Origin of the sequence: Desulfovibrio sp. TomC, assembly GCF_000801335.2 — a bacterium.
GTDB lineage: Bacteria > Desulfobacterota > Desulfovibrionia > Desulfovibrionales > Desulfovibrionaceae > Solidesulfovibrio.
Window position 1 is genome coordinate 44,374 of sequence record NZ_JSEH01000008.1, and the last position, 20,793, is coordinate 65,166.

A 20,793-nucleotide genomic window follows, 5' to 3' on the forward strand; every position below is an offset into this window, starting at 1 on the left:
CCTCCATTTTTTGAAGCCTTGTCCATCAAAATTTGGAGAACACCGCTTAGCCGTTGTCCCGAAAGGCTTCCGGGGCGATGCCGTGCTTTTTCACCCGGTGCCACAGGCTGCGCTCCTTGATGCCAAGCAGCGCGGCTGCCCGGGACTGCACGCCGCCGGTGCGCGACAGCGCCGCCTCAATCAGCGACCGCTCATAGGCCGCCAGCCGGCTGTCGAGATCCGTGGCTTCGTCGGCATCGCCAGCCGTTGCCGCCCCCGCGTCAGACAAGCCGGGCAGATGCCGCGGCAGCACAGCGTCGCCGCCGGCCAGCACCGAGGCCCGCTCCAGCGTGTTTTTAAGCTCCCGAACATTGCCCGGCCAGCCATAGGCCAAAAGTCGCTGCAACGCCTCCAGGGAAAGCGTGGCTCCCGGGCGCAGGGCTTCCAGAAATCGTCCGGCCAAGAGGGGAATATCCTCCCGGCGCTCCCGCAAAGGCGGCAACTGGAGAGGAAAAACGTTGAGCCGGTGGTAGAGGTCCTCACGAAAAGTTCCCTGCCGGATCATGGCGGCCAGATCTCGATGGGTGGCGGCCACCACCCGGACATCGACAACCACCGGGGTGATGCCCCCCACCCGCTCGAACTGGCGCGCTTCCAAGGCCCGTAGAATTTTGGCCTGGGTTTCCAACGGCATATCGCCGATTTCGTCCAGAAACAGCGTCCCGCCGGCCGCCTGCTCGAACTTGCCGATCTTGCGGGCCACAGCGCCGGTAAATGCCCCTCTTTCATGGCCAAACAATTCGCTTTCCAGCAACCCCGAGGCAATGGCGGCGCAATTGACTGCCACGAACGGCCCGCCGGCCCGGGGACTTTTCTCATGCAGGCTGCGGGCGGCCAACTCCTTGCCCGTGCCGGATTCGCCAAGCAGCAGGACAGTCGCATCCGAGGCCGATACCTTGAGAATCTGGGAGAAAAGACCCCGCATCACCCGGCTCTCGCCCACCATGTTCGGGAAAAGGGTCCGGGCGTCCAGTGTTCCCAATACCTCGGCCATCTGCTCGGCCACAAGGCCCAGTCGGTCGAAATCCCCCATGGGCCGCCGCTGGTGCGGGGCGGGAAAGGGGATGGCCGGGACCGTGGAACGCAGCAAGCGACGGATGGGGCGCAAGGCAGCCAAGACAAAGACCAGCGAGGTGCCGGCCACGGCCACACCAGCCGAAATTGCCGCCAGGAATTTGAAAGTATGCGGAAATATACCAGGGAAAAGCTGCGGCAGATACCCGGCGCACAAGACTGCCAGGACGGCAACGCCGCCCAGAATCACGGGTACGAGCACCGCCACACTCACGTCGAACCATTGTCGCATGGTCCTTCCCAGGATGGTTTACCGTTTGAATGCCACCTGCGACATATCCCACATAGGCAAAAAGATGGCCATGGCGAAAAAGCCTACCACGCCGGCCAGACCGACGATAAGCACCGGCCCCAGGGCGTCAGACAGCCGTTTGACGGCGTAGGCCACTTCGGTGTCATAATGTGCGCTTATCGCCGAGAGCATCTCGTCGAGATTGCCCGACTCCTCGCCAACAGCCACCATGGTCACCACCATAGGGGTGAAATACTTGGCCCGCGACAACGGACCGGCCAACCCCTGGCCGGAACGGATCATCTCCTGGATTCGCCGGAATTCACTGGCGATGGCGGCATTGCCGATGGTGCCGACCAGAATGTCAATGGTGGTGAGTACCGGCACGCCGCTGGCCTGCAGGATGGAAAAGATGGAGGCGAACCGCGACATGGCCGCCTTGCGCAGCAACATGCCAATGATCGGGATATGCAGAAAAAACGCATCCCGGGTCACCTTGCCGTGTTCCGTTCGAAACCATAGATACAGGGACACGACGACGAGAAACAGGCTGCCAAAGGTGATAAACCCGTATTTGTCGATGACATCGTGCAAAAGGAGCGCCATACGGGTCGGCCAGGGCAGTTCGATCTTGGCGCTGGCAAAGATGCCGGCGAAGGTCGGTACGACGAATTTGAGCAGAAAGAAAAAAGCGCCGCCCAAGGCAATGACCACGGTGATGGGATATTGCAGGGCGGACTTGATGTCGGTACGCACCTGATGTTCATGGGAAACAATGTAGATGAGACGATCCAGCACGGCCGGCAAGGCGCCGGCGGCTTCGCCGGCCCGGACCATGCTGATGTAGAGTTCGCTGAACACGCCTTTCTGGGCGGCCAGGGCGTCGGAAATGGTCGCGCCTTTTTTGACCGCGTCGGCCATATTGGCGCAGACCTTGCGCAGTCGGGGGTTTTCCGACTGCTGCTCAAGCACCTTGAGGATTTCCAGCATCGACAGGCCGGCCCCAAGCATGGTCTTGAACTGCTTGGTAAAAAGAATCAATTCCTGGGCGCTGACCCGGGACAGCATGGCCTCGAGATTTTCGCCAAAGCCTCCGGCCGATCCACCGACGCCCTTTTGCACGGCCACGGGAATATAGCCCATGCCCGACAGGCGTGCCTTGACCGCATCGGTGCTGTCAGCTTCCAGCACGCCCTTGACCGTGTTCCCGGACTCGTTGATGGCCTCGTAGGCGTATTGCGGCACCGTCTCCGTCCTTTATTCCATCAGACCAGGACCGCCGAGGAGGCTTCCTCAAAGGTGGTCTTGCCTTCCAGGATCTTCAATCGCGCGTCGTCCTGCAACAGCTTCAGGCGGCCCGAATCCGCCGCAAACCGGGTGATCTCCCGGGACGTTGCCCGCTTGGCCACCATCTCCTGGATCTCCTCGTCGATGACCAGGATCTCAAAGAGGCCAAGACGCCCCTTGAAGCCGGAGTCGCCGCACAGATAGCACCCCCGGCCACGCATGAATACGGCGTCGGCGGTATTTTCCAGATTCCAGAAACGCAAGACCTCCGGACGCGGCGTGTAGGGTTCGGCGCAGTTGGGGCATATCCGGCGCACCAGACGCTGGGCAATGGAAACCATGAGGGTGGAGGACACGAGAAACGGTTCGATGCCCATGTCCATCAGCCGCATGACCGCGCCGGCGGCATCGTTGGTGTGGACCGTGGAGAGCACCTTGTGGCCGGTCAGGGCCGCCTGGGTGGCGATGGCCGCCGTTTCGGCGTCGCGGATTTCGCCGACCAGCACCACGTCGGGGTCCTGGCGCAGGGTGGAACGCAGGGCGCTGGCGAAGGTCATGCCGGCCTTGCGGTTAAGCTGCACCTGGCGCACCCCTTCCATCCGGTATTCCACCGGATCTTCCAGAGTGATGACGTTGATGTCCGGGCGGCTTATTTCCCGCAGCAGGGCAAAAAGCGTGGTGGATTTGCCCGACCCCGTAGGCCCGGTGGACAAAAAAAGACCGTAGGGCTTGTCCACCACCAGCCGGACCTTGGCCAGATCGTCGGCGGAAAGCCCAAGATCGGACAGGGCCAGGCCCCCGCCGCTCATGTCGAGCAGACGCAGGACCAGGTTTTCGCCGTAGATGGTGGGCAGGGTCGAGACGCGGATGTTGATTTCCTTGCGGTCGATGGCCACGGAAAACCGGCCGTCCTGGGGAATGCGGCTCACCGAGATATCGAGGTTCCCAAGGATCTTGATGCGGGAAATAATCGGCAGGATCATGGGCTTGGGCGGCGACGGCACGGCTTTGAGCTTGCCGTCGATGCGCATCCGGATCTGCACCTGATCGCGTTCGGGGCTGATGTGGACGTCGCTGGCCCCTTCGCGCACGGCCTGGGACAGCAGCGAATTGACGAAACGCACCACCGGGGCTTCGCCAGCCATGTCCTCCAGGGAACTCAGCTGCATTTCCTCGGAAGCCCGGGGGGCCGCCGGTTCGTCGCCGTCGCGCATGGACTCGATGCTGTCGAGCACGCCTTCGCTGCCAAGGCCCATGCCATAGACGGAACTGGTCAGGTACCCAAGCTCCCGCTCGGTGCAGATGACCGGCTCCACCTCGCAGTTTTTATAGATCTCGATATCTTCGATGGTGGTGATGTCCAGGGGATCGGGCATGGCCACGCGGATCAGGTTGCCGACCTTGGACAAGGGCACGAGCTTGGCCCGCAGGGCCATCTCGGCCGGCAACAGCTCGGCCAGACTGGAGGTCACGGGATAGCGTTCCGGGGTGTACTTGGCCAGCCCCGTCTGTCGGCTGATGAGGTCGACGATGTCGGCTTCCTTGACAATGCCGTCCCGCACGAGCTGCTGGCCAAGGCGCAGACCGCTGCGTTTGCCGGCGGCCAGGCCCTGGCGCAACTGATCGTCAGAGATAAGGCCGGCAGCGACAAGCATCTCGCCCAGGCGCAAACGTTTTCTCGGGTCCATGATCGTGACGTCCTTTACGGCAGCATATCCTGTCGGGCCGGCCCGGAAACGGCCACCTGTCTGGCCCCGGACCGGGCCGGAGCGGCTATTTTCTGCGCGCCCGGCTGTCCCGGCCACAGGGAGACATCGGTCAGGGCCACGGTTCCGGCCGGATATCCGTCCACCACCACGGCCGCGGCGGCCAGGTGGCGGGGCAGCCCGGCCAGAGCGATCTCGGCTTCCTGGCGGTTCTGGAACACATTGGCCAGGACCAGGTCAAAATGCAGGGTTCCCCCGGTTTGCACCGTGCAATACAGCGACAAGCCGGGATCGGCCTCGCGCTGCTGGCCGATTACGGCAAAGGCCTTTTGCAGACTCTCCACCATGCCCACCCGGATCAGGCAGGCCCCCTGCGGCAGCGGCTCGGCGGGAATAGTCGGGAAGACAATGGGGTCGCCGGCGCGCACCCGGTTGAAGTCCATGCCCGGGTTGACCTTGGCAATCCGGGTCATGACGCTGCGCCGGGCGTGGCCGTAGATTCTGGCCGCCTGCCGGGTGACTGCCCAGCCTGAAGGAACGGTGGTTTCGCCGAGGATTGCGGGCAGGGCCGGAGCGGCAACCGCAGCGGCGGCCGGGGCGACCGGGGCGACCGGAACGGCGGCAGGCGTCGCCTGCAAGGAGTCGGCGTATTCCGGCGACACCACAATAATCTGATCGGCCGGTTCCGGCGGCAAGGCTGCGGCGGCCAGGGTCAGGGCCGCGCCAAGTCCCTGGGCCGGAGCGGCCGGGGCGAAGGCCGGCCGGGGAGCGACAACGGCCGGGGACGGGACGGCCTGGGCGGGCGCGGCAGGCACGGTGGCCAGAACCGGAGCGGCAGACTGCACGGCAGGCACGGCAGCCGGCGCAGCCGGCTCCGGACGTCCCAGGCCATGGGAGCGGACCAGGGCCACGGGCTCGGCCAAAGGCGCAACGGCCGGTGCCGCCGGCGCGGTCGCAACCGGAGCCGCAACAGTGGCGGCAGGCGCGCTCGCTGCCGCAGCGTCCGGGGCCTGGGCGAGGGCCGCTGCCGCCGCCCGGACAACCGGGGCGGCCTCGACCGGCGCTTTGGTTGCTGCGGCAGCCGCAGCCTTGGTGATTTGCGCCTCCGCCGTCACCGTCCCAGCCTGGGTCGGCTCCGCCTGGGGGGCGGCATGGCTGGAGGGGCTGGCTGCCACGGCCGGCGTGGCCGCCGGGGCAACCTGGGGGGCAGGCTCAACCGCTTTGTCCCTGACCGGAACGGCCGGGGCGGCCGAGGCCGTCTCGACCGGCTTTTTCGCCGGGGCCGCAGTCTTGGCCACGGTCGGCGTGGCCGTCGGGGCCGACGTCGAGGCGGTCAGGCCCAGGGCCTCTTCACAGGCCGGCACCTCGGCCACGGTCTTGGGGGCCTCGGGCGCAGCCGGCAGGGCGGCCGGGGCCGGGACATTGGCTGCGGCGGCCGAGGCAGCGGCAACCTTCGGGGCAGCCGCCGGCGCAGCCGGATCAAACACGACGGCGGAAAGACTCGTCTGCATCCGGCCCAGGGCGTCCAGAGCGGCTTGGCGGGCGTCCGGCAAAGCCGGGCCGGCAATATGCAGCAGCAGCGCCGCCAACGAACCGGCCGCCCCGACCACAACCAGTCGGCGCAACCAGACCCGGCCAACGCCCAGGGATTCCCGGGAGGCCCGGCCAACCAGGCCCCAGCCGATGCGGCGCTTGCCGAAACCAACCGCCAGAAGCATGGACAGATGGCACAGGCGCACGATCTTTCGCGGATAGCCGCCGGTGAGCTTGTGGATGCGCCGCAGGGCCAGCCGGGTAAAAATTGCGGGAATCTTGCCGTCCGGGGTACACAACAGCAGCCGGGTCTCGATCATGCGCCGGGTCTGGACCCGGTCCAGGGGCGTCAGGCGATAGAGAAAATTCACCCGGTCCTCGAGATTGGGCCGCTCGTGCAGGATCTCTTCAAACTCGGTCTGGGCAAAAATGACGATCTGCAGGAGCTTGTGGGCGTTGGTCTCGAAATTGAGCAGTTCGCGCAACAGTTCCAGACACTCCGGCGTGATCTTCTGGCCTTCGTCGACGACCAGGGCCACGGTGCGCCCGCCGTTTTGGCTCCGGGAGAGCAGCTCGGCCTTGAGCGCATCCTTGAGCAGCGCCGCGTCCCGGCCCTGGGCGGTCGTGTCCAGGCCAAAAAGCCGGGCCAGGGAAAGAAGAAATTCCGTGGTCGAGGGGCAGTAGGGGTCATCGAGCAGATAGGCCTCGATGTCGCCTTCCTGAGCCAGCACCCGGATCAGTTCGCGGCTCAGCGTGGTCTTGCCGGTGCCGACCTCGCCCAGCACCACATTGAGTCCCCGGCGCAGGCGCACGGCGATTTCCATGTGTTGCAGGCATTCCAGATGGGTCCTGGAACGGTACAGCATGTCCGGGTCCGGCGAGTTGGAAAAGGGTTCCCGCGTCAGTCCCAGGGCTTGATAGTAACTCATGACCGCCTCCTCCTGTCCTGTTGCCGGCTGGCCCGCCGGCGCAAATGCGCACTGTTCCCGGATGGACCGCACAGGGGCAACGGCCCCGGCCGCCCGCCCGGTTTGTCCCCGGTCACGGCCGCACCATGGCCGCCGAGGCCACCGGAGGCCCGGCCGCATCGACTGCCGCCGGGGTCGGCGCGATGGGCTTTTCGCGCAAGATCGTCGGCGTAACGAAGATGAAGATTTCATTGCGCACGATGCTCGACCCCTTGGACTTGAACGCCCAGCCCAGGCCCGGAATGTCGCTCAAATACGGCACGCCGGACTGGTTGTCGCTCACCTCGTCCCGGGTCAGGCCGGAGATGACGATGGTGTCGCCGTCTTCCACCACCAGATTGGACTGGGTTTCACGCTTGTAGATAAGCGGGTTGCCCTGGACGGAATTGGCGGTATCGACCTGATCGTCTTTGACCAGGATCTTCATGCGCAGATTGGTGCCGTCCACCACGTGGGGGAGCATTTCGAGCTTGAGGGTGGCGTGGGCGAACTGGACGTTGGTGCCGTTTTGCGAAGTGGATACGTAGGGCACGTCCTTGCCGTTTTCGATGAAGGCCGAGACGTTCTCCATGGTGGTGATGGTCGGGCTGGAGAGGATCTTGACCTTGTTTTCCTCGGCCAGGGCGGTGAGCTGGGCTTCCAGCACGTTGCCGGCGATATTGCCAAACAGGAAGTTGACGCCGGCTCCGGCCGCGCCCAGGCCCGAGGCCGAGGTCAGGGCACTGGAAAGGGCCGGGTAGTTGAGGCCAAAGCCCTGGCCCGAGGTGCCGCCCGGGAAGATGGGCGAGGCCGTGCTGGCCAGCGCGGTACTGCCGGTGGAGGCGTTGGACGCGGCCCCGGTGGCGCCGAGCAGGGCGCTGGCCGCGGCGGCGGCAGCGATGTCCGCAGCGGTGGAGGTCGTCGTGGTCGTCACCGAACCATCGGCGTTGGTTGTGGTGGTGGTCGTGCCGTTAAGGGCATTGTTCCCGGTGGCATTAAGCGAACTGTTCGTCGCGTTGCTGGTGCCGGCGGTATTGCTGCCGGTGTTGTTGGCCGCAGTCGTGGTGGTGGAGGTGCCGGTCTGGGCCGGGGAAACACGCAGATTGGAGTTTTTGAGCAACCCGCCCCACTGCACGCCGAGCTGGCGGCCGGTTGTCTGATCGGTCTGGACGATAAAGGCCTTGAGCTTGACCTGGGGGCGCGGCTTGTCGAGTTCCTCGATCAGCGCCACCAGCCGTTCGGCGTCGTTTGGCGGGCCTTGGATGATGATGGAATTGCTGTGCTGGTCCGGCACGACCGAGCAGTTGAGCTGGCCGGGATGACGGCTGCCGCCGGGAGCGGTGATGCTCATGGCGTCGCCGGCTGCGCCCGTCGGGGTGATGTCCCGGGCGGTCTCGCCGGGTTTGTTCGCGGCCGGGGCGGCAGGCGCGGCCAGGCCGGTCTGGCCCGTCGAGCCGCACATGGCGCTTAGGGTGGCGTAAATTTTCGGCAGTTCGGCGAAGTTGATCTCCACCCGGGCCATGACAAAGGGTTCAAGCTCCTTGGCCTTGGTTTTTTCGGCGAGCAGCTTGTTGCTCGCTTCCTTGAGCTTGTTTTGCTGCTCCATGTCGCCCAGGGTCATGACTTTGATGATGTCGCCTTCCTGGGTATAGGCCAGCCCGTTGGCCGACAGGATGCTCGTAAAGGTCTCATCCCAGGGGGCGTCGACCACGTTGACGTTGATGCGCAGGGGTTTGTCGCTGCCGGCCGAACCAGGGATGGACGAGGACAACACCACATTCTGGTTGGCCGCCCGGGCCATGGCCCGCACCACCGTCACCAGATCGGTGTCGTACATGCGAAGGGTCATGTGCTGCTTGGGCAGAGGCCGCACCGCCTTGGTCTCGACCTTTTCCTCTTTTTTGGGCGTAATGGCGACTTTGCTGAATTCCACCTTGCGCGGCCTCGCCACCGGGGAGTAGCCTTCGGACTTTTGCGCCATGGTGTCCCAGTGCTCCATAAACGCATCCTTCTGGGGCTTTTTCACGCACCCGGCCACGGCCGCCAGCAACACTGCCGTGGCCAGCGCCGCCCACCCCGTCCGGCCAAGTCGCCGTCTGTTCCTGCCCGTGCTTCGCATATTCCTCTCCCATCCCGGCGCGTTTGCGACCAGGCCTATCGTCCCTGGGATTCCTGCCCGTCGTAAGGAAGCTCCAACTTCTGACCATTGGCCAGGCTCTCCAGCGTCACCTTGTCCGGAGAGACGGCGAGTACCTTGTAGCCGCCGCCCTCCAGGCTGTCGCCGGCCTGATATTCATAGCCGTCTATGACCGCCAACCGGCCTGACCCCAACTCCACGTATCCCGTAAACCGAGGGATGGCCGTGGGTTTGGCGGAAGCGTTATGGGCCTCCAGCGGCTTGTCGTAGAACACCTGGGACCGCCAGGGCTTCTCGATGGCGGCCATAAGCGCTGATTCCGTCTTGCCGGCCGTGGCCTGCCGGACCAGGGACATGACGTCGTCCCGGATCTTCCCCACCGCCTCCGTCTGGGCCACCTGCGGCTTCCCCGGCTGTCCGGCCGGCTTGTCGCCCATAAACAGCGAGCCAAAGCCGATGACAGCCACAATGCCGGTCGCGGCCAGGATAATTTTTTCACGCCGGGTCATGCCGCTAACTCCTTATCCAGGCGTCGGCTCATTGCACGGCCAGCCAGCATTTCATGGTGTATTCCCGCCCCTCCCGGCCAAACATGGTGGTGACGGACTCCACTTTGACCAGGGGACCAAAGCCGCCCAGGGACAGCATGAACTGCCGCACTGCGTCGGGCGGCCCAAGAAAGGCCAGACGGACCGCCAAAAGGCCCTCCCGGGTCACCGAGGAGGCATCCGGGGAAACCCCGGTCATCCGTAGCCCAAGCGGCTTGGCCAGGCTGTCGAACACGGCGGTCAACCGTTCCACCTCGGCCAGCGGCAATTTGCTCTGGCCGCCAACAGCGCCCAAGGGGCGCACCTTGGCCTGGGCCTCGGCCAGGGCCTTGGCCACTGGTTCGATTTGGCGATTTTGTTCCAAGAGGCTCTGCATCTCGGCCACTTGGGCTGTTAACGATTCCACTTCCCGGTATTCGGGCAGAAGGAACACCGCAGCAAACCCGAGGGCCACGGCTGCGCCCACAGCCAGGGTGACCAGAGTCCGGGCCGGCAGGGCGTGTCTGATGTCGGCCAGGGTCATGGCTGGACCTCCGAGAGGTTGAGCGTCACCACGAAGCGCAGGGTTGTTGCGCCGCTTTCGAGGTTTTCAAGCTCATTGCGCTTGACCGCCACGTCTTCAAACAGGGGCGACCCCTCCAGGGCCACCACGTAGCTGGCCAGCATGGAGTCGAACAGCCGGGAATCACCGGTCACCACGCCTTCCACCACCAGCCGCGCCACCGGGGCATTGGGGTCCTTGTCGCCCGACGCATGTTGCCCCGCCGGCTTGGCCGGTTTGCCCTGATTACCCGGATTGACCGGATTGGCCGGCTTGTCCGCCGGACCGCATTCCGCCGTCAGCGTGCCGAGCCGCACGCCTTCCGGCGCCAGGGACAACGCTTCCTCCCAAACGCCGACAATGCGATTGCGCGAGACGTAACGCCGCATGGCCTCGACCTTGCCCCGCAACTCTGCGGCCTTGTGCGACAGGGCTGTGGCATCCAGACTCGAACCGTACACGGCCAGTTGCGTCGCCAGCCCATCGCGCACCTTTTCAAGGTCATGGCGCTGCGATACCGCCGCAAAGAAAAAAAGCGCCATGCTGGCAAGCACCGCCGCCAGCCCGACCAGGGACCACTGTTCCAGCAGACGCGAGGTGTGGGTGGCGGAGCGTTCCTTATAGGTCAGAAAGACGCTTGGCGTGATGGCGTTGTCCGACAGGGCCAGCCCCAAGGCCTGGGTGAAAACCGGGGCCGGGGTGTTGCGATCCAGGGAGAACCTGGGCGGCAGTCTGCGCCCGGACAGAATATCCAGGGGCGTGCAGGGCAGGCCGATATTCTCGCGGATAAATTCGATAAAAAGCGCGCTGCCGCCAAGCACCCCGGACACCGTGAGCTGGGTGACCGGCCCATGGCCCAGGGACTCGCGGTAATGCTTGATCGTCATTTCCACCTGCCGCACCAGGCGCGAGGCCACCGGGCGCAGCATCTCCATGACGTCCTCAATTTCCAGACCGTTCCCCGGATGGCATTCCCCTTCGGGCATACAGCCGTAGATGACCGCTTCGACCAGTTCCCGGGCATGGCCGGGCTCCACTGCCACGGACGGGCGGGAAGAGGCGGCCGGCTGGGGTTCAGGTTCGACTGGCGCAGCCTCCGGGGCAGCGTCGAGCTCAAGAATCAGCCCGGTATCGCTTGCCCCCAGGGCATCGAGGTCGAACACCATCTCCTCGCGCGGTCCGGCCGGTTCCTGAGCCGGGGCGATGGTCATCCCCATGGGAGCGGCCGGGGCGGTTGCGCCGGAAACGCCGCGCGTCTCCAGGGCCTCCAGCACGGCCTGCTCCATGCCCGACATGGAGGTCTTGATGACCCGCACGAACATGAGATTGCCGTTGCTGAAAATTTCCAGACGCGACCAGTGCTGGCCCACATGCAGGTTGGCAATGGCCCCGGTCGCGCCTTCGGCGAGGATGCGCCGACGAAAGAGGTTCTGGTGGGCAAAAGGTTCCAGGGTCAGCCCGGCCAGGGGAAATCCGGCCTTGGCGAAATCGTTGCGGATGACCGCCACAGCCTCACGCGGCGTGGTATAGGCCATGGCCCCCAGTCGCATGACCCCTTTTTCAGCCACCTCTCCCCGGCGTTCGAAGTCGAACACCACGGTGTTCTCTTCAAACCCCATCTCTTTTTTGGCCGTCCAGAACACCGCGTTGTCCACTTGCCGCGACGCCACCTTGGGGATGGTCAGAAACTGGAGATTGGCCCGGGCGCTCTGGGCCGCCGCCCAGATCGGAGGAATCGGTCCGGGACCGCACACGGCCCTCAGCGTGCGGCGGAGCAGTTCGAGAAAGGCCTGGCTGCCCGGCTCCACCTCCGAAGGGATGGCCGTCACCTCGGCGGCCAACACCTCGAATCCGGCGTCATGGCCCAGGATCTTCACGCACACCAGTTCGGACTGGGAAATATCCACGCCGACCTGGGTTTTCTTGCCCAAGGAAAACAGGGAACGCCGGGGTCCTGCTGCGCGAACCGCAGCCTTGACTGCTGCCTTGGCCGCCTTGGCCGCCTTGGCCGCCTTGTTCGCCTTGGCGGCAGCCGAATCCGTAGCCGGTGTCGGTGCCGATGCCCGTGTCGTGGCCGCAGCCGGAGCCGGGTCCGCAGCCGGAGCCGGTGTCGCCTCCGGTGTCGGCTCCAGATCCAAGGTCGGTTCCAGATCCAGTGTCGTGGTCGCAGTCGCAGCCGAAGACGATGCCGGGTCCGCAGCCGGTATCGGAGCCACCTCCGGTGTCGGCTCCAGATCCAGTGTCGGTTCCAGATCCAGTGTCGCGGTCGCAGTCGCAGCCGAAGTCGTTGCCGGGTCCACATCCGGTATCGGAGCCACCTCCGGCGTCGGGTCCGCTGCCAATGTCGTTGCCGCAGCCGAAGACGATGCAGGAGCCGCAACCGGTGTCGGCTCCAGATCCAATGTCGGTTCCAAATCCAGTGTCGTGGTCGCAGTCGCATCCGAGGTCGTTGCCGGGTCCACATCCGGTATCGGAGCCACCTCCGGTATCGGGTCCAACTCCAGTGTCGGTGTCGCAGCCGCAGCCGGGGTCGGGGGCGGAGTTCTGGTCGCAGCCGAAGACGATGCCGGGTCCGCAGCCGCAGCCGGTGGCGTGGCCGGACTCGAAACCTGGGCCTGGGGCGCGGGTTTCGCCGCCGGCCAAGCCGCCACGCCCGCAGCGTCCCTTCCCGGCGGCTTGCGGATCAGGTCCAACAGCCGCTGGCTCGGCGTAATTTTGTCTTCCTTGGCCACCGTGTGTCTCCCGTTACAGTGCAGTGCCGCTCGCTTCCCTGCCGCGCCCCCGCTGTCCAATCCGTATGCCGGCCCAGGGACCCCGTGGCGGTTCGAGGTGTGCCCCTAGCCCTGCAAACGCGTCATCCGTACCACTTCATCATGACAAATTCGCCAACTCCGACCGACCTTTGCCCCACGAAGTTCCTTGCCGTTTAAAAACTTGCGCACTGTCTGGTCACTGCACTTGAGCAGTTTTGCCACTTCCCGGACTGTGTACGTCTCCTTCACTTCCTTCTCGCGCTCGTGCATGTCGCATCACTCCTTGTCGTTAACGAACGATAAATACGATGACGTTCGGCCCAAAAAAAAGGATCTGCCCGGGGGTCTGCCCCCTGCCACAGGGCTGCGGGTGTTTCATTTTCTTGCTCACCGGTCGTCCTCGTTTCATTTCGTCAAACGGTTTGACGGTCCTTCCCACCGCCAAACATCCCGGAATTCCTCGCCTGGAGCCTCCCGGCTTCGGACCCGCAATGTTTCAGTTCCTGACAGTACAAGACCCGTGCCCCTGGCAACCACCTCCGGGACGATTCCAAAGCCGGCCACTTCCATGCTAGCGTCGGCCATCTTGTCGCCCCAAGGAGCGCCGGCCCATGGCCCAACTCGACGCCTTTTTTAAAATGCTCAAGGATACCGGGGCTTCAGACCTGCATCTGGCCAGCGGTTCCCAGCCCATGTTGCGTCTTTCCGGCCGGCTGGAACGCATCAAATACAAGGTGCTCGAAGAAGAGGAACTCAAATCCCTGCTCTACGAAATCGCCCCGGAACGCCTGATTGCAGTCTTCGAGGCCACCGGCGACCTGGATTTCGCCCACGCCGCCCCGGGCATCGGCCGGCTGCGCTGCAACTATTTTCGCCAGGAACGCGGCGTATCGGCTGCTTTCCGGGCCATCCCGGAAACCGTGCCCACCCTGTCCGAGCTCGACCTGCCGGCCATCCTGGGCGAGCTGGTCATGCGGCCCAAGGGCCTGATCCTGGTCACCGGCCCGACCGGTTCGGGCAAATCCACCACCCTGGCCGCCATGTTGCGCCACGCCGCCGACAACCGGCGCGACCACATCATCACCGTTGAAGACCCCATCGAATTCGTGCACACCTCCTCCGGCTGCCTGATCAACCAGCGCGAGGTGGGCCGCGACACCCGCTCCTTTGCCACGGCCCTGAGAGGAGCCTTGCGCGAGGACCCGGACATCATCCTGGTTGGCGAAATGCGCGACCTGGAAACCATCGAACTGGCCCTGGAAGCCGCCGAAACCGGCCATTTGGTGCTCTCCACCCTGCACACCGTGTCGGCGGCCAAGACCATCGACCGGGTCATCGACGTTTTCCCCGGCGACCGGCAGGCCCAGATCCGCTCGGCCCTGTCGGAATCGCTCACCGCGGTCATCTCCCAGACCCTGCTGCGGCGCGCCGACGCCCCGGGCCGGGTCCTGGCCATGGAACTGCTCCTGGCCAACACCGCCGTTCGAAACCTCATCCGCGAGAACAAAATTTTCCAGATCGGCTCCGTCTTGGAGACCGGCAAGTCCCAGGGCATGCGCCCGCTCGACGACGCCCTGCTCGAACTGCTGGCCGCCGGACGCATCGACCCGGTCGACGCCTGGCGGAACGCCGCCAACAAGACCCGTTTTGCCGAAGCCGCGCCCAAGGCCGGGGAGGCGTAAGCTCCGTGCCCCGACGCATCCTCGACGCCGTGATCGGCGCGGCCCTGGAGAGCTCCCCCAGGGCGTCGGATTTCCTGTTCCCGGCCGGAGGCACGCCCGGAGCGCTCCTGGACGGAGCCTTTGCGCCCCTGGCCCTGCCCAGCGTGGCCGGCCGCCTCACCCCGCACCAGACCACCGTCCTGGCCCGGGGCCTTGTGGGCAACGATGCCCGGCTGCTTGCCGATCTCTCCCGGCGCGGCAGCTGCGATGCCGGCTACCGCCACCCCGGCGGCACGCGGTTTCGGGCCAACATCCACCGGGCCGGGGGCAGTATCGGCCTCGTCCTTCGCCGCCTGCCGGCCTGTCCGGCCAGACTGCAGGACCTGGACCTGCCGCCGGCGCTGGCGCGTCTGCCGGCCCTGGCCGACGGCCTGGTGCTGGTGGTCGGGGCCACGGGCTCGGGCAAATCCACGACGCTCTCCGCCCTGGCCGCCGCCATTCTGGAGACCCGCCCGGTCCATGTGGTGACCCTGGAAGACCCTGTCGAATGCCTGCTGCCGCCGGGCCGGGGAGCGGTCAGCCAGCGCGAACTGGGCACGGATTTTCCCGATTTTGCCGAAGGCCTGCGCGCCGCCCTGCGTCAGGCCCCGCAGGTCATTGTCCTTGGCGAGGCCCGGGACCGCGACACCGTGGACGCGGCCCTGGCTGCGGCCGAAACCGGCCATCTGGTCCTGGCCACCCTGCACACCGCCGATTGCGCCGGAGCCCTGGAACGGGTCCTGGCCTTTTTCGGGCCGGCCGAGGAAAAGCTGGCCCGCAGCCGACTGGCCGGCTGCCTGCGCTATGTCGTGGCCCAGCGGCTGCTGCCCCGCCTGGGCGGCGGCCGGGCCGTTTCGGCGGAAGTGCTTTTTGCCAATCTGCGGGTGCGGGAACGCATTGCCGGCGGCCAGGAATCGAGTCTGGGGTTTGCCGACATCATCGAACAAGGCGCGCCCCACGGCATGGTCGGCTTTGACGCGGCCACCGCCGCCCTGTTCGGGGCCGGGGTCATCAGCGAGGAAACCGCCCTGGCCAAGGCTTCGGACCGAGCCGCCCTGGCCCGGGCGCTGGACGCCGTCAAGACCGCCCGCGGCCTGCCCATCTCGAACATCGCCGGCCTGACCCTGGAGGGAGCATGACCGCCCAGCCCATGGTCATTGCCTGCCCCTGCGGCGGACACCGCCTGAGCCTCCCGGCCGACAAGCTGCCGGTCGGCGGCCGGGCCGCCTTCACCTGCCCGGCCTGCGGGGTGCGGCGCACCTGTGTGCGCACCGAGCGCGGCGTTGTGGTGGACGACCAGAGCGCCCCGGATGCTTCCTCCGGGCCGTTGACGCAGCCAGCCCCAAGCCCCCAAGCGACGCCGCAACCGGAACAGACGTCGGAGGCGCCACCGGCCAAGCAAGCGCCTCCCCTCCCGGCCGGCGATCTGCCGCCGCCAAGCCCGGCGCCGCCGGCCGCCCGGATCGCCCTGGCCGCCGTGGCCGAGGCCGACTGGGCCGCAGCCCTGGGACATACTCTGGGACCGGACTGGCATGTCCTTTTCCCCGGGACCGCCAAGCAGGCCCTGGCCGATTTCCTGGCCCTGGCCCCGGACGTGGTGCTCCTTGACGACGGCGAGGCGGCCCGGACGGTCCAGGCCGCAGCCGACGCCCTGCCCGGCCGCAGCCGCGAAGCGCTTACCCTGCTGGCCCTGCTCCCCTGCCCGGACGCCGACGCCATGGCCGCTTTTGCCCATAGCGCCGATGCCGTGCTGGACGAGCGCAACCCCGACGCCAAGGTTGAACGCCTCCGGGAAGCCCTGAAACGCTGCGCCGCCCAACCGACGCTTTTGGCCGGGGAACGCGGCTAGCCATGGACCGCATCACCGCCCTGCTTGTGCATCCCGATCCGCTGGTCCGCACCGCCCTGCGTGAGCAGCTGGCCCGGGTGGACTTTATCCGGGTGCTGGGCGAGGCGGCCGATGCCTACGAGGCTTCCGAGCTGCTGCGGGCCATTCCCTACAGCCTGCTTTTTTGCGGGGTGGAGCTTGGCGGCGAGGTCGGCGGTTTTGAACTGGCCGAAGCCCTCATTGCCGCCAAACGCCAGCCAGGGTTAGTCTTTATTGCCGATGACGAAGCCCGGGCCTTCCGGGCCTTCGAGCTGGGGGCGGCCGACTACCTCTTATGGCCGTTTACGCCCCAGCGTTTCAGCCAGACCCTGGAACGTCTGGCCCGCTACCGCCCGGCTTTTCGCGAGGCACCGGCCCCGGAATGGCGGGCCGGCTCCAGCCCGCGCGACGCCGAGGCCGACGCCGAGGACGAGGAGACCGTGCGCCTGCCCCTGGAGGAGGAGGAGGAGGACCGCTTCCTTTCAGCCCTGCGCCAGGCCTGGGACCCGCGCCACGAGCGGCCCGTGGACATCGAAAAGCTGCCCATCACCCTGGACGGGCGCACCATTTTACTGCCCTACACCCAGATTCTTTTTATCGAGGCCTACGAGGATTATTCGTTTGTCCACACGGCCGCCCAAAAGCTTCTGACCTCGTATCGCCTGAAAAATCTTGAAGAACGGCTGCGGCCCCACCGTTTTTTCCGGGTGCACCGCAAATACCTGGTCAACCTCGATCAGGTGACCGAGATCGCCACCCTGCCCGGGGGCAATTTCATGCTGCGCACCGCCGGCAAAACCCGCATCGAGCTGCCTATCGGCCGCCGCCGCATTGGCGAGCTGAAGCAGATACTCGGTTTGTAATGGGCACGCCGCCCTGCCAAGGAGGAGACCGATGACAACGACCGGAACGCTGGATGCCCTGCTCGTGGAACAACGGGTATTTCGGCCGGCCCCGGCCACGGTCATCGAGGCCAACGTCAAGCCGCACGAGCTGGCCGAGGCCAACCGTCTGGCTGAGTCGGACTATCTGGGCTATTGGGAAAAAGCCGCCCTGGAACTGGAGTGGCACCGCAAATGGGATGCCGTGCTCGACGACTCCGACGCGCCCTTTTACCGCTGGTTCCCGGGCGCGCGCGGCAACATCGCCCACAACGCCCTGGACCGCCATGTCAGCGCCTGGACCAAGAACAAGCTGGCGCTCATCTGGGAGGGCGAGGCCGGGGATTGCCGCAAATTCACCTATTTCGAGCTCTACCGCGAGGTCAACCGCCTGGCCGGAGCCTTGCGGGCCCTTGGGGTGGCGCGCGGCGACCGGGTGTGCCTCTATATGCCGCCCATTCCCGAGACGGTGGTGGCCATGCTGGCGGCGGCCAAGATCGGGGCGGTGCATGTCTTCGTCTTTGCCGGGTTTTCGGCCAAGGTGCTGCGCGAACGCTTAAACGACTGCCGGGCCAAGGTGCTCATCACGGCCGACGGCTTTTACCGGGGCGGGCGGCTTATCAATTTAAAGACCGTGGTGGACGAGGCCCTGCCCGGGGTCCGGGGCGAGGTGGCCGAGACCGTGGTGGTGGTGCGGCGCACGGGCGACGACATCGACATGCAGGAGCCGCGCGACCTCTACTACCACGATCTCTTACGCCAGGAATCGCCCGAGGCGGCCACCGAAATCATGGAGGCCGACGATCCGCTCTTTTGGCTGCACACCTCCGGTTCAACCGGCAAGCCCAAGGCCGTCATCCACGGCCACGGCGGCTATATGGTCGGGGCCAACCACACCTTCCGCACTATTTTTGACATCAAGCCCACCGATATCCATTTCTGCACCGCCGACCCGGGCTGGATCACCGGCCACACCTACGGCGTCTACGGGCCGCTTTTAACCGGGGCCACGGTCATCCTGTATGAAGGCCATCCGCTCTATCCCCAAGCCGACCGGCTGCCGAGCATCATCGAACGCTACGGGGCCACCATTTTCTACACCACGCCAACGCTCATTCGCATGCTCATGCGCTACGGGCCGCAGTATCCCAAAAAGCGCGACCTCTCGACCCTGCGCCTTTTAGGCAGTGTGGGCGAACCACTGGGACCCGAGGCCTGGATGTGGCTATACAAGTATTTCGGCGGCTCCAAGTGCCCGCTGCTGGACACCTGGTGGCAAACCGAGACCGGCATGGCCATGATTTCGCCCATGCCGATCTCGGTTTTAAAGCCCGGTTCGGTCGGCAAGGCCTTGCCCGGGGTCGAGGCCGACGTGGTGGACGCGGCCGGGCAGAGCGTGCCGCCGGGCCAGGGCGGCTATCTTGTCGTCAAAAAGCCCTGGCCGGGAATGCTCCTTGGCCTTGAGGGCGATGCGTCCGGCTATGTGTCGGCCTATTGGGAAAAGATTCCGGGCCTGTATTTCGCCGGCGACGTGGCCAGGCGCGACGAGGACGGCTATTTCTGGATTCAGGGCCGGGCAGACGAGGTCTTAAACATCGCCGGGCATCGGGTGGGCACAGCCGAGGTGGAAGCGGCGCTCACCTCCCACCGGTTTGTGAGCGAAGCGGCAGTGGTCGGCCTGCCCGACAAGATCAAGGGCGAAGTGGCCAAGGCCTTTGTCATCCCCGACCCCGGCTGGATCGGCGTCTTTGCCGACGCCGACGCCTTTGGCGCGGACCTGCGCAGCCATGTGCGCCGCGAACTCGGGCCGATTGTGGTCTTGCGGGCGGTGGAATTGCGCGACGCGCTGCCCCGGACCCGGAGCGGGAAGATCTTGCGGCGGCAGTTACGGGAAGAGGAGTTGGGGGAAGGCGTCGCTGGGACGAGGAGTGATGAAGAGTGAATTTACTCCTTTCTGGCGAGCGCCGGAGTCATGCCATGAAGATCATGAAATACAAGGACTTCGTCGGCGAATTCAATACGACGCCGAAGGCCGCGGCTTCCATGGCCGGGTCGTCAACATCCGCGACACCGTGACCTTCGAGGGCGCGTCCGTGCCTGAACGCGAACAGGCGTTGGCTGATTCCGTGGAAGACTCTCTGGAATTTTGCAGCGAACGCGGCCGCGAACCGGACAAGCCCTTTTCCGGCAAATGCAACATCCGCCTCACACCGCAAAACCACCGGCTGGTGGCCACCGCAGCCAAGGCGGCCGGCCTCCCCGTCGCCTCAAAAAATTTGGTCGCGTCCGCCGCACGGCCGCCAAATTTTCATGGCAAAATTCCACCGATACGGTATGCCGCACAATAAGGGATAACGCCCGGCGTCCCATACGGAGGAAACAATCATGAAACGATCTGCCTTCGTCCTTATGGCCCTTGGCCTGCTTTTGGGCCTGTCGGCCCCCGCCTTCGCCCAAACCCCCTTTTACTGCGTCAAGCCCGACGGCCTTCCCTTGGCCACCATCATCACCCCCTTGGGCCTGCGCGATGACCCGAGCGTCGTGTGCAACGCGGTCATCGCCCAATGCAACCTGACCTGCGCCGCCGTCGAACACCTCACCATTGCCGGGTATGTGGTACCGCCCAATCTGCCGGTGGTGACGGTCACGCCGGAGATGCTGCCCACGGACCGCAACCAGTACATGATCGAATCGCCGGCCTATTGCGCCCAGCAATACCAAGCCTGCACGGCGCGCTGCGGCGGCGACCAGGCCTGCCTCGCGGCCTGCAAGAGCGTGCGTTCGGGCTGCGGCCGGGGCAACGCCGGCGACCTTCCCAGACAATGATTTCCGGGAGGGGGAAGGGTTTGCCCGCCCCCTCCCACGCGAAAAACCACCCCTTGAAGCCAGGCCGCAAAAAGGCCGCAATCGGGTTCGACTGTGCATCCTCCCCAGCCAGGATGCCGCCAAACCCGGTTGCGGCCTTGAAAAACACTCCGTCACGCCCCCCCTCGCTCCCTGTGCGGGGGTCCGGGGGAATCATTCCCCCGGCGGGGTTTGGGGCAGCGCCCCAATCTTTATCTTTGTCTTCCCATCATCTCTCTCCACCCTTACGACGACGAGGACGTGCCGCGGTAGGTGGGCGACTTCTCGATCAGGTCGGCCAGAAGCAACACCATGGAAAGGTCGCGCTTGTTGTCCGGGGTCACGGCCGAGAGCACATAATCTTTGAGCGATGCGCCGGTGGCCGGCAAATCCTGCCCGCCGCCTTGTTTGGTGGTGTGGACCGCTTCCATAAACGACAGCAGCAGATACGGCCAGACATCATCATAATACAGGTGGTAGTCCAGGATCTCCTTGATTTTCAAAATGGCATAAAGAATGTTGTCGATTTCCCTGTAGTCCCTTGTCCATAAGTCCCGATCGCTGATGTGCGGCCGTCGCGGAGACAATTCCGTAGCCAAAATCTCCCGGTGCGACCGTATATCTTGGCGGCGGGGTGCGAATTGCAGTATTCGAGCCATACGCCTCCCTCCCTGGCGGCGATATCGTCCGGCCATCCTGCCGAA

At 65.4% G+C, this 20,793-nt stretch carries 17 protein-coding genes; 7 read left to right on the forward strand and 10 right to left on the reverse strand.

Annotated features, from left to right (window positions below; translation table 11 throughout):
- Positions 1-46: 46 nt before the first annotated feature.
- From NY78_RS09240 to NY78_RS09290, 9 genes are all read right to left on the reverse strand, one after another.
- Positions 47-1,345 (reverse strand): sigma-54 interaction domain-containing protein, encoded by a 1,299-nt coding sequence (locus NY78_RS09240; protein ID WP_043634743.1) that lies wholly within the window; start codon positions 1,343-1,345, stop codon positions 47-49.
- An 18-nt stretch (positions 1,346-1,363) separates the two neighbouring features.
- On the reverse strand, positions 1,364-2,590 hold the full coding sequence (locus NY78_RS09245) for a type II secretion system F family protein (protein ID WP_043634746.1): 1,227 nt from the start codon (positions 2,588-2,590) through the stop codon (positions 1,364-1,366).
- Between the two features lie 20 nt (positions 2,591-2,610).
- Entirely contained in the window at positions 2,611-4,320 is a 1,710-nt protein-coding gene (locus tag NY78_RS09250; protein ID WP_043634748.1) for a GspE/PulE family protein, read from the reverse strand.
- 14 nt (positions 4,321-4,334) lie between these two features.
- Entirely contained in the window at positions 4,335-6,800 is a 2,466-nt protein-coding gene (locus NY78_RS25465) for an ExeA family protein (RefSeq protein WP_053062173.1), read from the reverse strand.
- 112 nt (positions 6,801-6,912) lie between these two features.
- Positions 6,913-8,937 (reverse strand): secretin N-terminal domain-containing protein, encoded by a 2,025-nt coding sequence (locus NY78_RS09265; protein WP_043634751.1) that lies wholly within the window; start codon positions 8,935-8,937, stop codon positions 6,913-6,915.
- A 35-nt stretch (positions 8,938-8,972) separates the two neighbouring features.
- Positions 8,973-9,464, reverse strand: coding sequence for a hypothetical protein (locus NY78_RS09270; RefSeq protein ID WP_043634754.1), 492 nt, complete (start codon positions 9,462-9,464; stop codon positions 8,973-8,975).
- 28 nt (positions 9,465-9,492) lie between these two features.
- Positions 9,493-10,026 carry a hypothetical protein gene (locus NY78_RS09275; RefSeq protein ID WP_043634758.1) on the reverse strand — a complete coding sequence of 178 codons (534 nt, stop codon included), beginning with the start codon at positions 10,024-10,026 and terminating at the stop codon, positions 9,493-9,495.
- Positions 10,023-12,776 (reverse strand): hypothetical protein, encoded by a 2,754-nt coding sequence (locus NY78_RS09280; RefSeq protein ID WP_156180907.1) that lies wholly within the window; start codon positions 12,774-12,776, stop codon positions 10,023-10,025. Before NY78_RS09280 ends, NY78_RS09275 begins: the two co-directional genes overlap by 4 nt.
- 105 nt (positions 12,777-12,881) lie before the next feature.
- A complete protein-coding gene (locus NY78_RS09290; RefSeq protein WP_043634761.1) occupies positions 12,882-13,067 on the reverse strand; it encodes a helix-turn-helix domain-containing protein in 186 nt (61 codons plus the stop codon).
- A 341-nt stretch (positions 13,068-13,408) separates the two neighbouring features.
- On the opposite strand from NY78_RS09290, the gene NY78_RS09295 reads away from it, so the two are divergent.
- From NY78_RS09295 to NY78_RS09325, 7 genes are read left to right on the forward strand one after another with little or no spacing between them, the layout of a single operon-like run.
- Positions 13,409-14,479, forward strand: a complete 1,071-nt coding sequence (locus NY78_RS09295; protein WP_043634764.1) for a type IV pilus twitching motility protein PilT — start codon at positions 13,409-13,411, stop codon at positions 14,477-14,479.
- Between the two features lie 5 nt (positions 14,480-14,484).
- Positions 14,485-15,636, forward strand: coding sequence for a type IV pilus twitching motility protein PilT (locus tag NY78_RS09300; protein ID WP_043634767.1), 1,152 nt, complete (start codon positions 14,485-14,487; stop codon positions 15,634-15,636).
- Positions 15,633-16,346: a hypothetical protein gene (locus NY78_RS09305; protein WP_043634769.1), complete on the forward strand. Its 714-nt coding sequence runs from the start codon at positions 15,633-15,635 to the stop codon at positions 16,344-16,346. Before NY78_RS09300 ends, NY78_RS09305 begins: the two co-directional genes overlap by 4 nt.
- A 2-nt stretch (positions 16,347-16,348) precedes the next feature.
- The gene (locus tag NY78_RS09310) at positions 16,349-17,227 is read left to right on the forward strand and encodes a LytR/AlgR family response regulator transcription factor (protein ID WP_043634772.1); all 879 of its coding nucleotides are present in this window, start codon (positions 16,349-16,351) and stop codon (positions 17,225-17,227) included.
- Positions 17,228-17,258: 31 nt separating this feature from the next.
- Entirely contained in the window at positions 17,259-19,187 is a 1,929-nt protein-coding gene (gene acs, locus NY78_RS09315) for an acetate--CoA ligase (RefSeq protein WP_043634774.1), read from the forward strand.
- Positions 19,177-19,593, forward strand: coding sequence for a type II toxin-antitoxin system HicB family antitoxin (locus NY78_RS09320; RefSeq protein WP_156180908.1), 417 nt, complete (start codon positions 19,177-19,179; stop codon positions 19,591-19,593). Before acs ends, NY78_RS09320 begins: the two co-directional genes overlap by 11 nt.
- A 37-nt stretch (positions 19,594-19,630) precedes the next feature.
- Positions 19,631-20,071, forward strand: coding sequence for a hypothetical protein (locus NY78_RS09325; protein WP_043634778.1), 441 nt, complete (start codon positions 19,631-19,633; stop codon positions 20,069-20,071).
- Between the two features lie 263 nt (positions 20,072-20,334).
- Here the strand turns inward: NY78_RS09325 and NY78_RS09330 are convergent, their stop codons facing one another.
- Complete coding sequence (locus NY78_RS09330; protein ID WP_043634781.1) at positions 20,335-20,748, reverse strand: hypothetical protein; 414 nt, start codon at positions 20,746-20,748, stop codon at positions 20,335-20,337.
- Positions 20,749-20,793 lie beyond the last annotated feature (45 nt).

Bases quoted from the DNA above. Each gene is read 5' to 3' on its own strand.
- NY78_RS09320 (WP_156180908.1), top strand. From the start codon at position 19,177: ATGAAGAGTGAATTTACTCCTTTCTGGCGAGCGCCGGAGTCATGCCAT.
- NY78_RS09330 (WP_043634781.1), bottom strand. From the start codon at position 20,748: ATGGCTCGAATACTGCAATTCGCACCCCGCCGCCAAGATATACGGTCG.
- NY78_RS09250 (WP_043634748.1), bottom strand. From the start codon at position 4,320: ATGGACCCGAGAAAACGTTTGCGCCTGGGCGAGATGCTTGTCGCTGCC.
- NY78_RS09295 (WP_043634764.1), top strand. From the start codon at position 13,409: ATGGCCCAACTCGACGCCTTTTTTAAAATGCTCAAGGATACCGGGGCT.
- NY78_RS09270 (WP_043634754.1), bottom strand. From the start codon at position 9,464: ATGACCCGGCGTGAAAAAATTATCCTGGCCGCGACCGGCATTGTGGCT.
- NY78_RS09240 (WP_043634743.1), bottom strand. From the start codon at position 1,345: ATGCGACAATGGTTCGACGTGAGTGTGGCGGTGCTCGTACCCGTGATT.
- NY78_RS09290 (WP_043634761.1), bottom strand. From the start codon at position 13,067: ATGCACGAGCGCGAGAAGGAAGTGAAGGAGACGTACACAGTCCGGGAA.
- NY78_RS25465 (WP_053062173.1), bottom strand. From the start codon at position 6,800: ATGAGTTACTATCAAGCCCTGGGACTGACGCGGGAACCCTTTTCCAAC.
- NY78_RS09275 (WP_043634758.1), bottom strand. From the start codon at position 10,026: ATGACCCTGGCCGACATCAGACACGCCCTGCCGGCCCGGACTCTGGTC.
- NY78_RS09265 (WP_043634751.1), bottom strand. From the start codon at position 8,937: ATGCGAAGCACGGGCAGGAACAGACGGCGACTTGGCCGGACGGGGTGG.
- NY78_RS09325 (WP_043634778.1), top strand. From the start codon at position 19,631: ATGAAACGATCTGCCTTCGTCCTTATGGCCCTTGGCCTGCTTTTGGGC.
- NY78_RS09305 (WP_043634769.1), top strand. From the start codon at position 15,633: ATGACCGCCCAGCCCATGGTCATTGCCTGCCCCTGCGGCGGACACCGC.
- acs (WP_043634774.1), top strand. From the start codon at position 17,259: ATGACAACGACCGGAACGCTGGATGCCCTGCTCGTGGAACAACGGGTA.
- NY78_RS09310 (WP_043634772.1), top strand. From the start codon at position 16,349: ATGGACCGCATCACCGCCCTGCTTGTGCATCCCGATCCGCTGGTCCGC.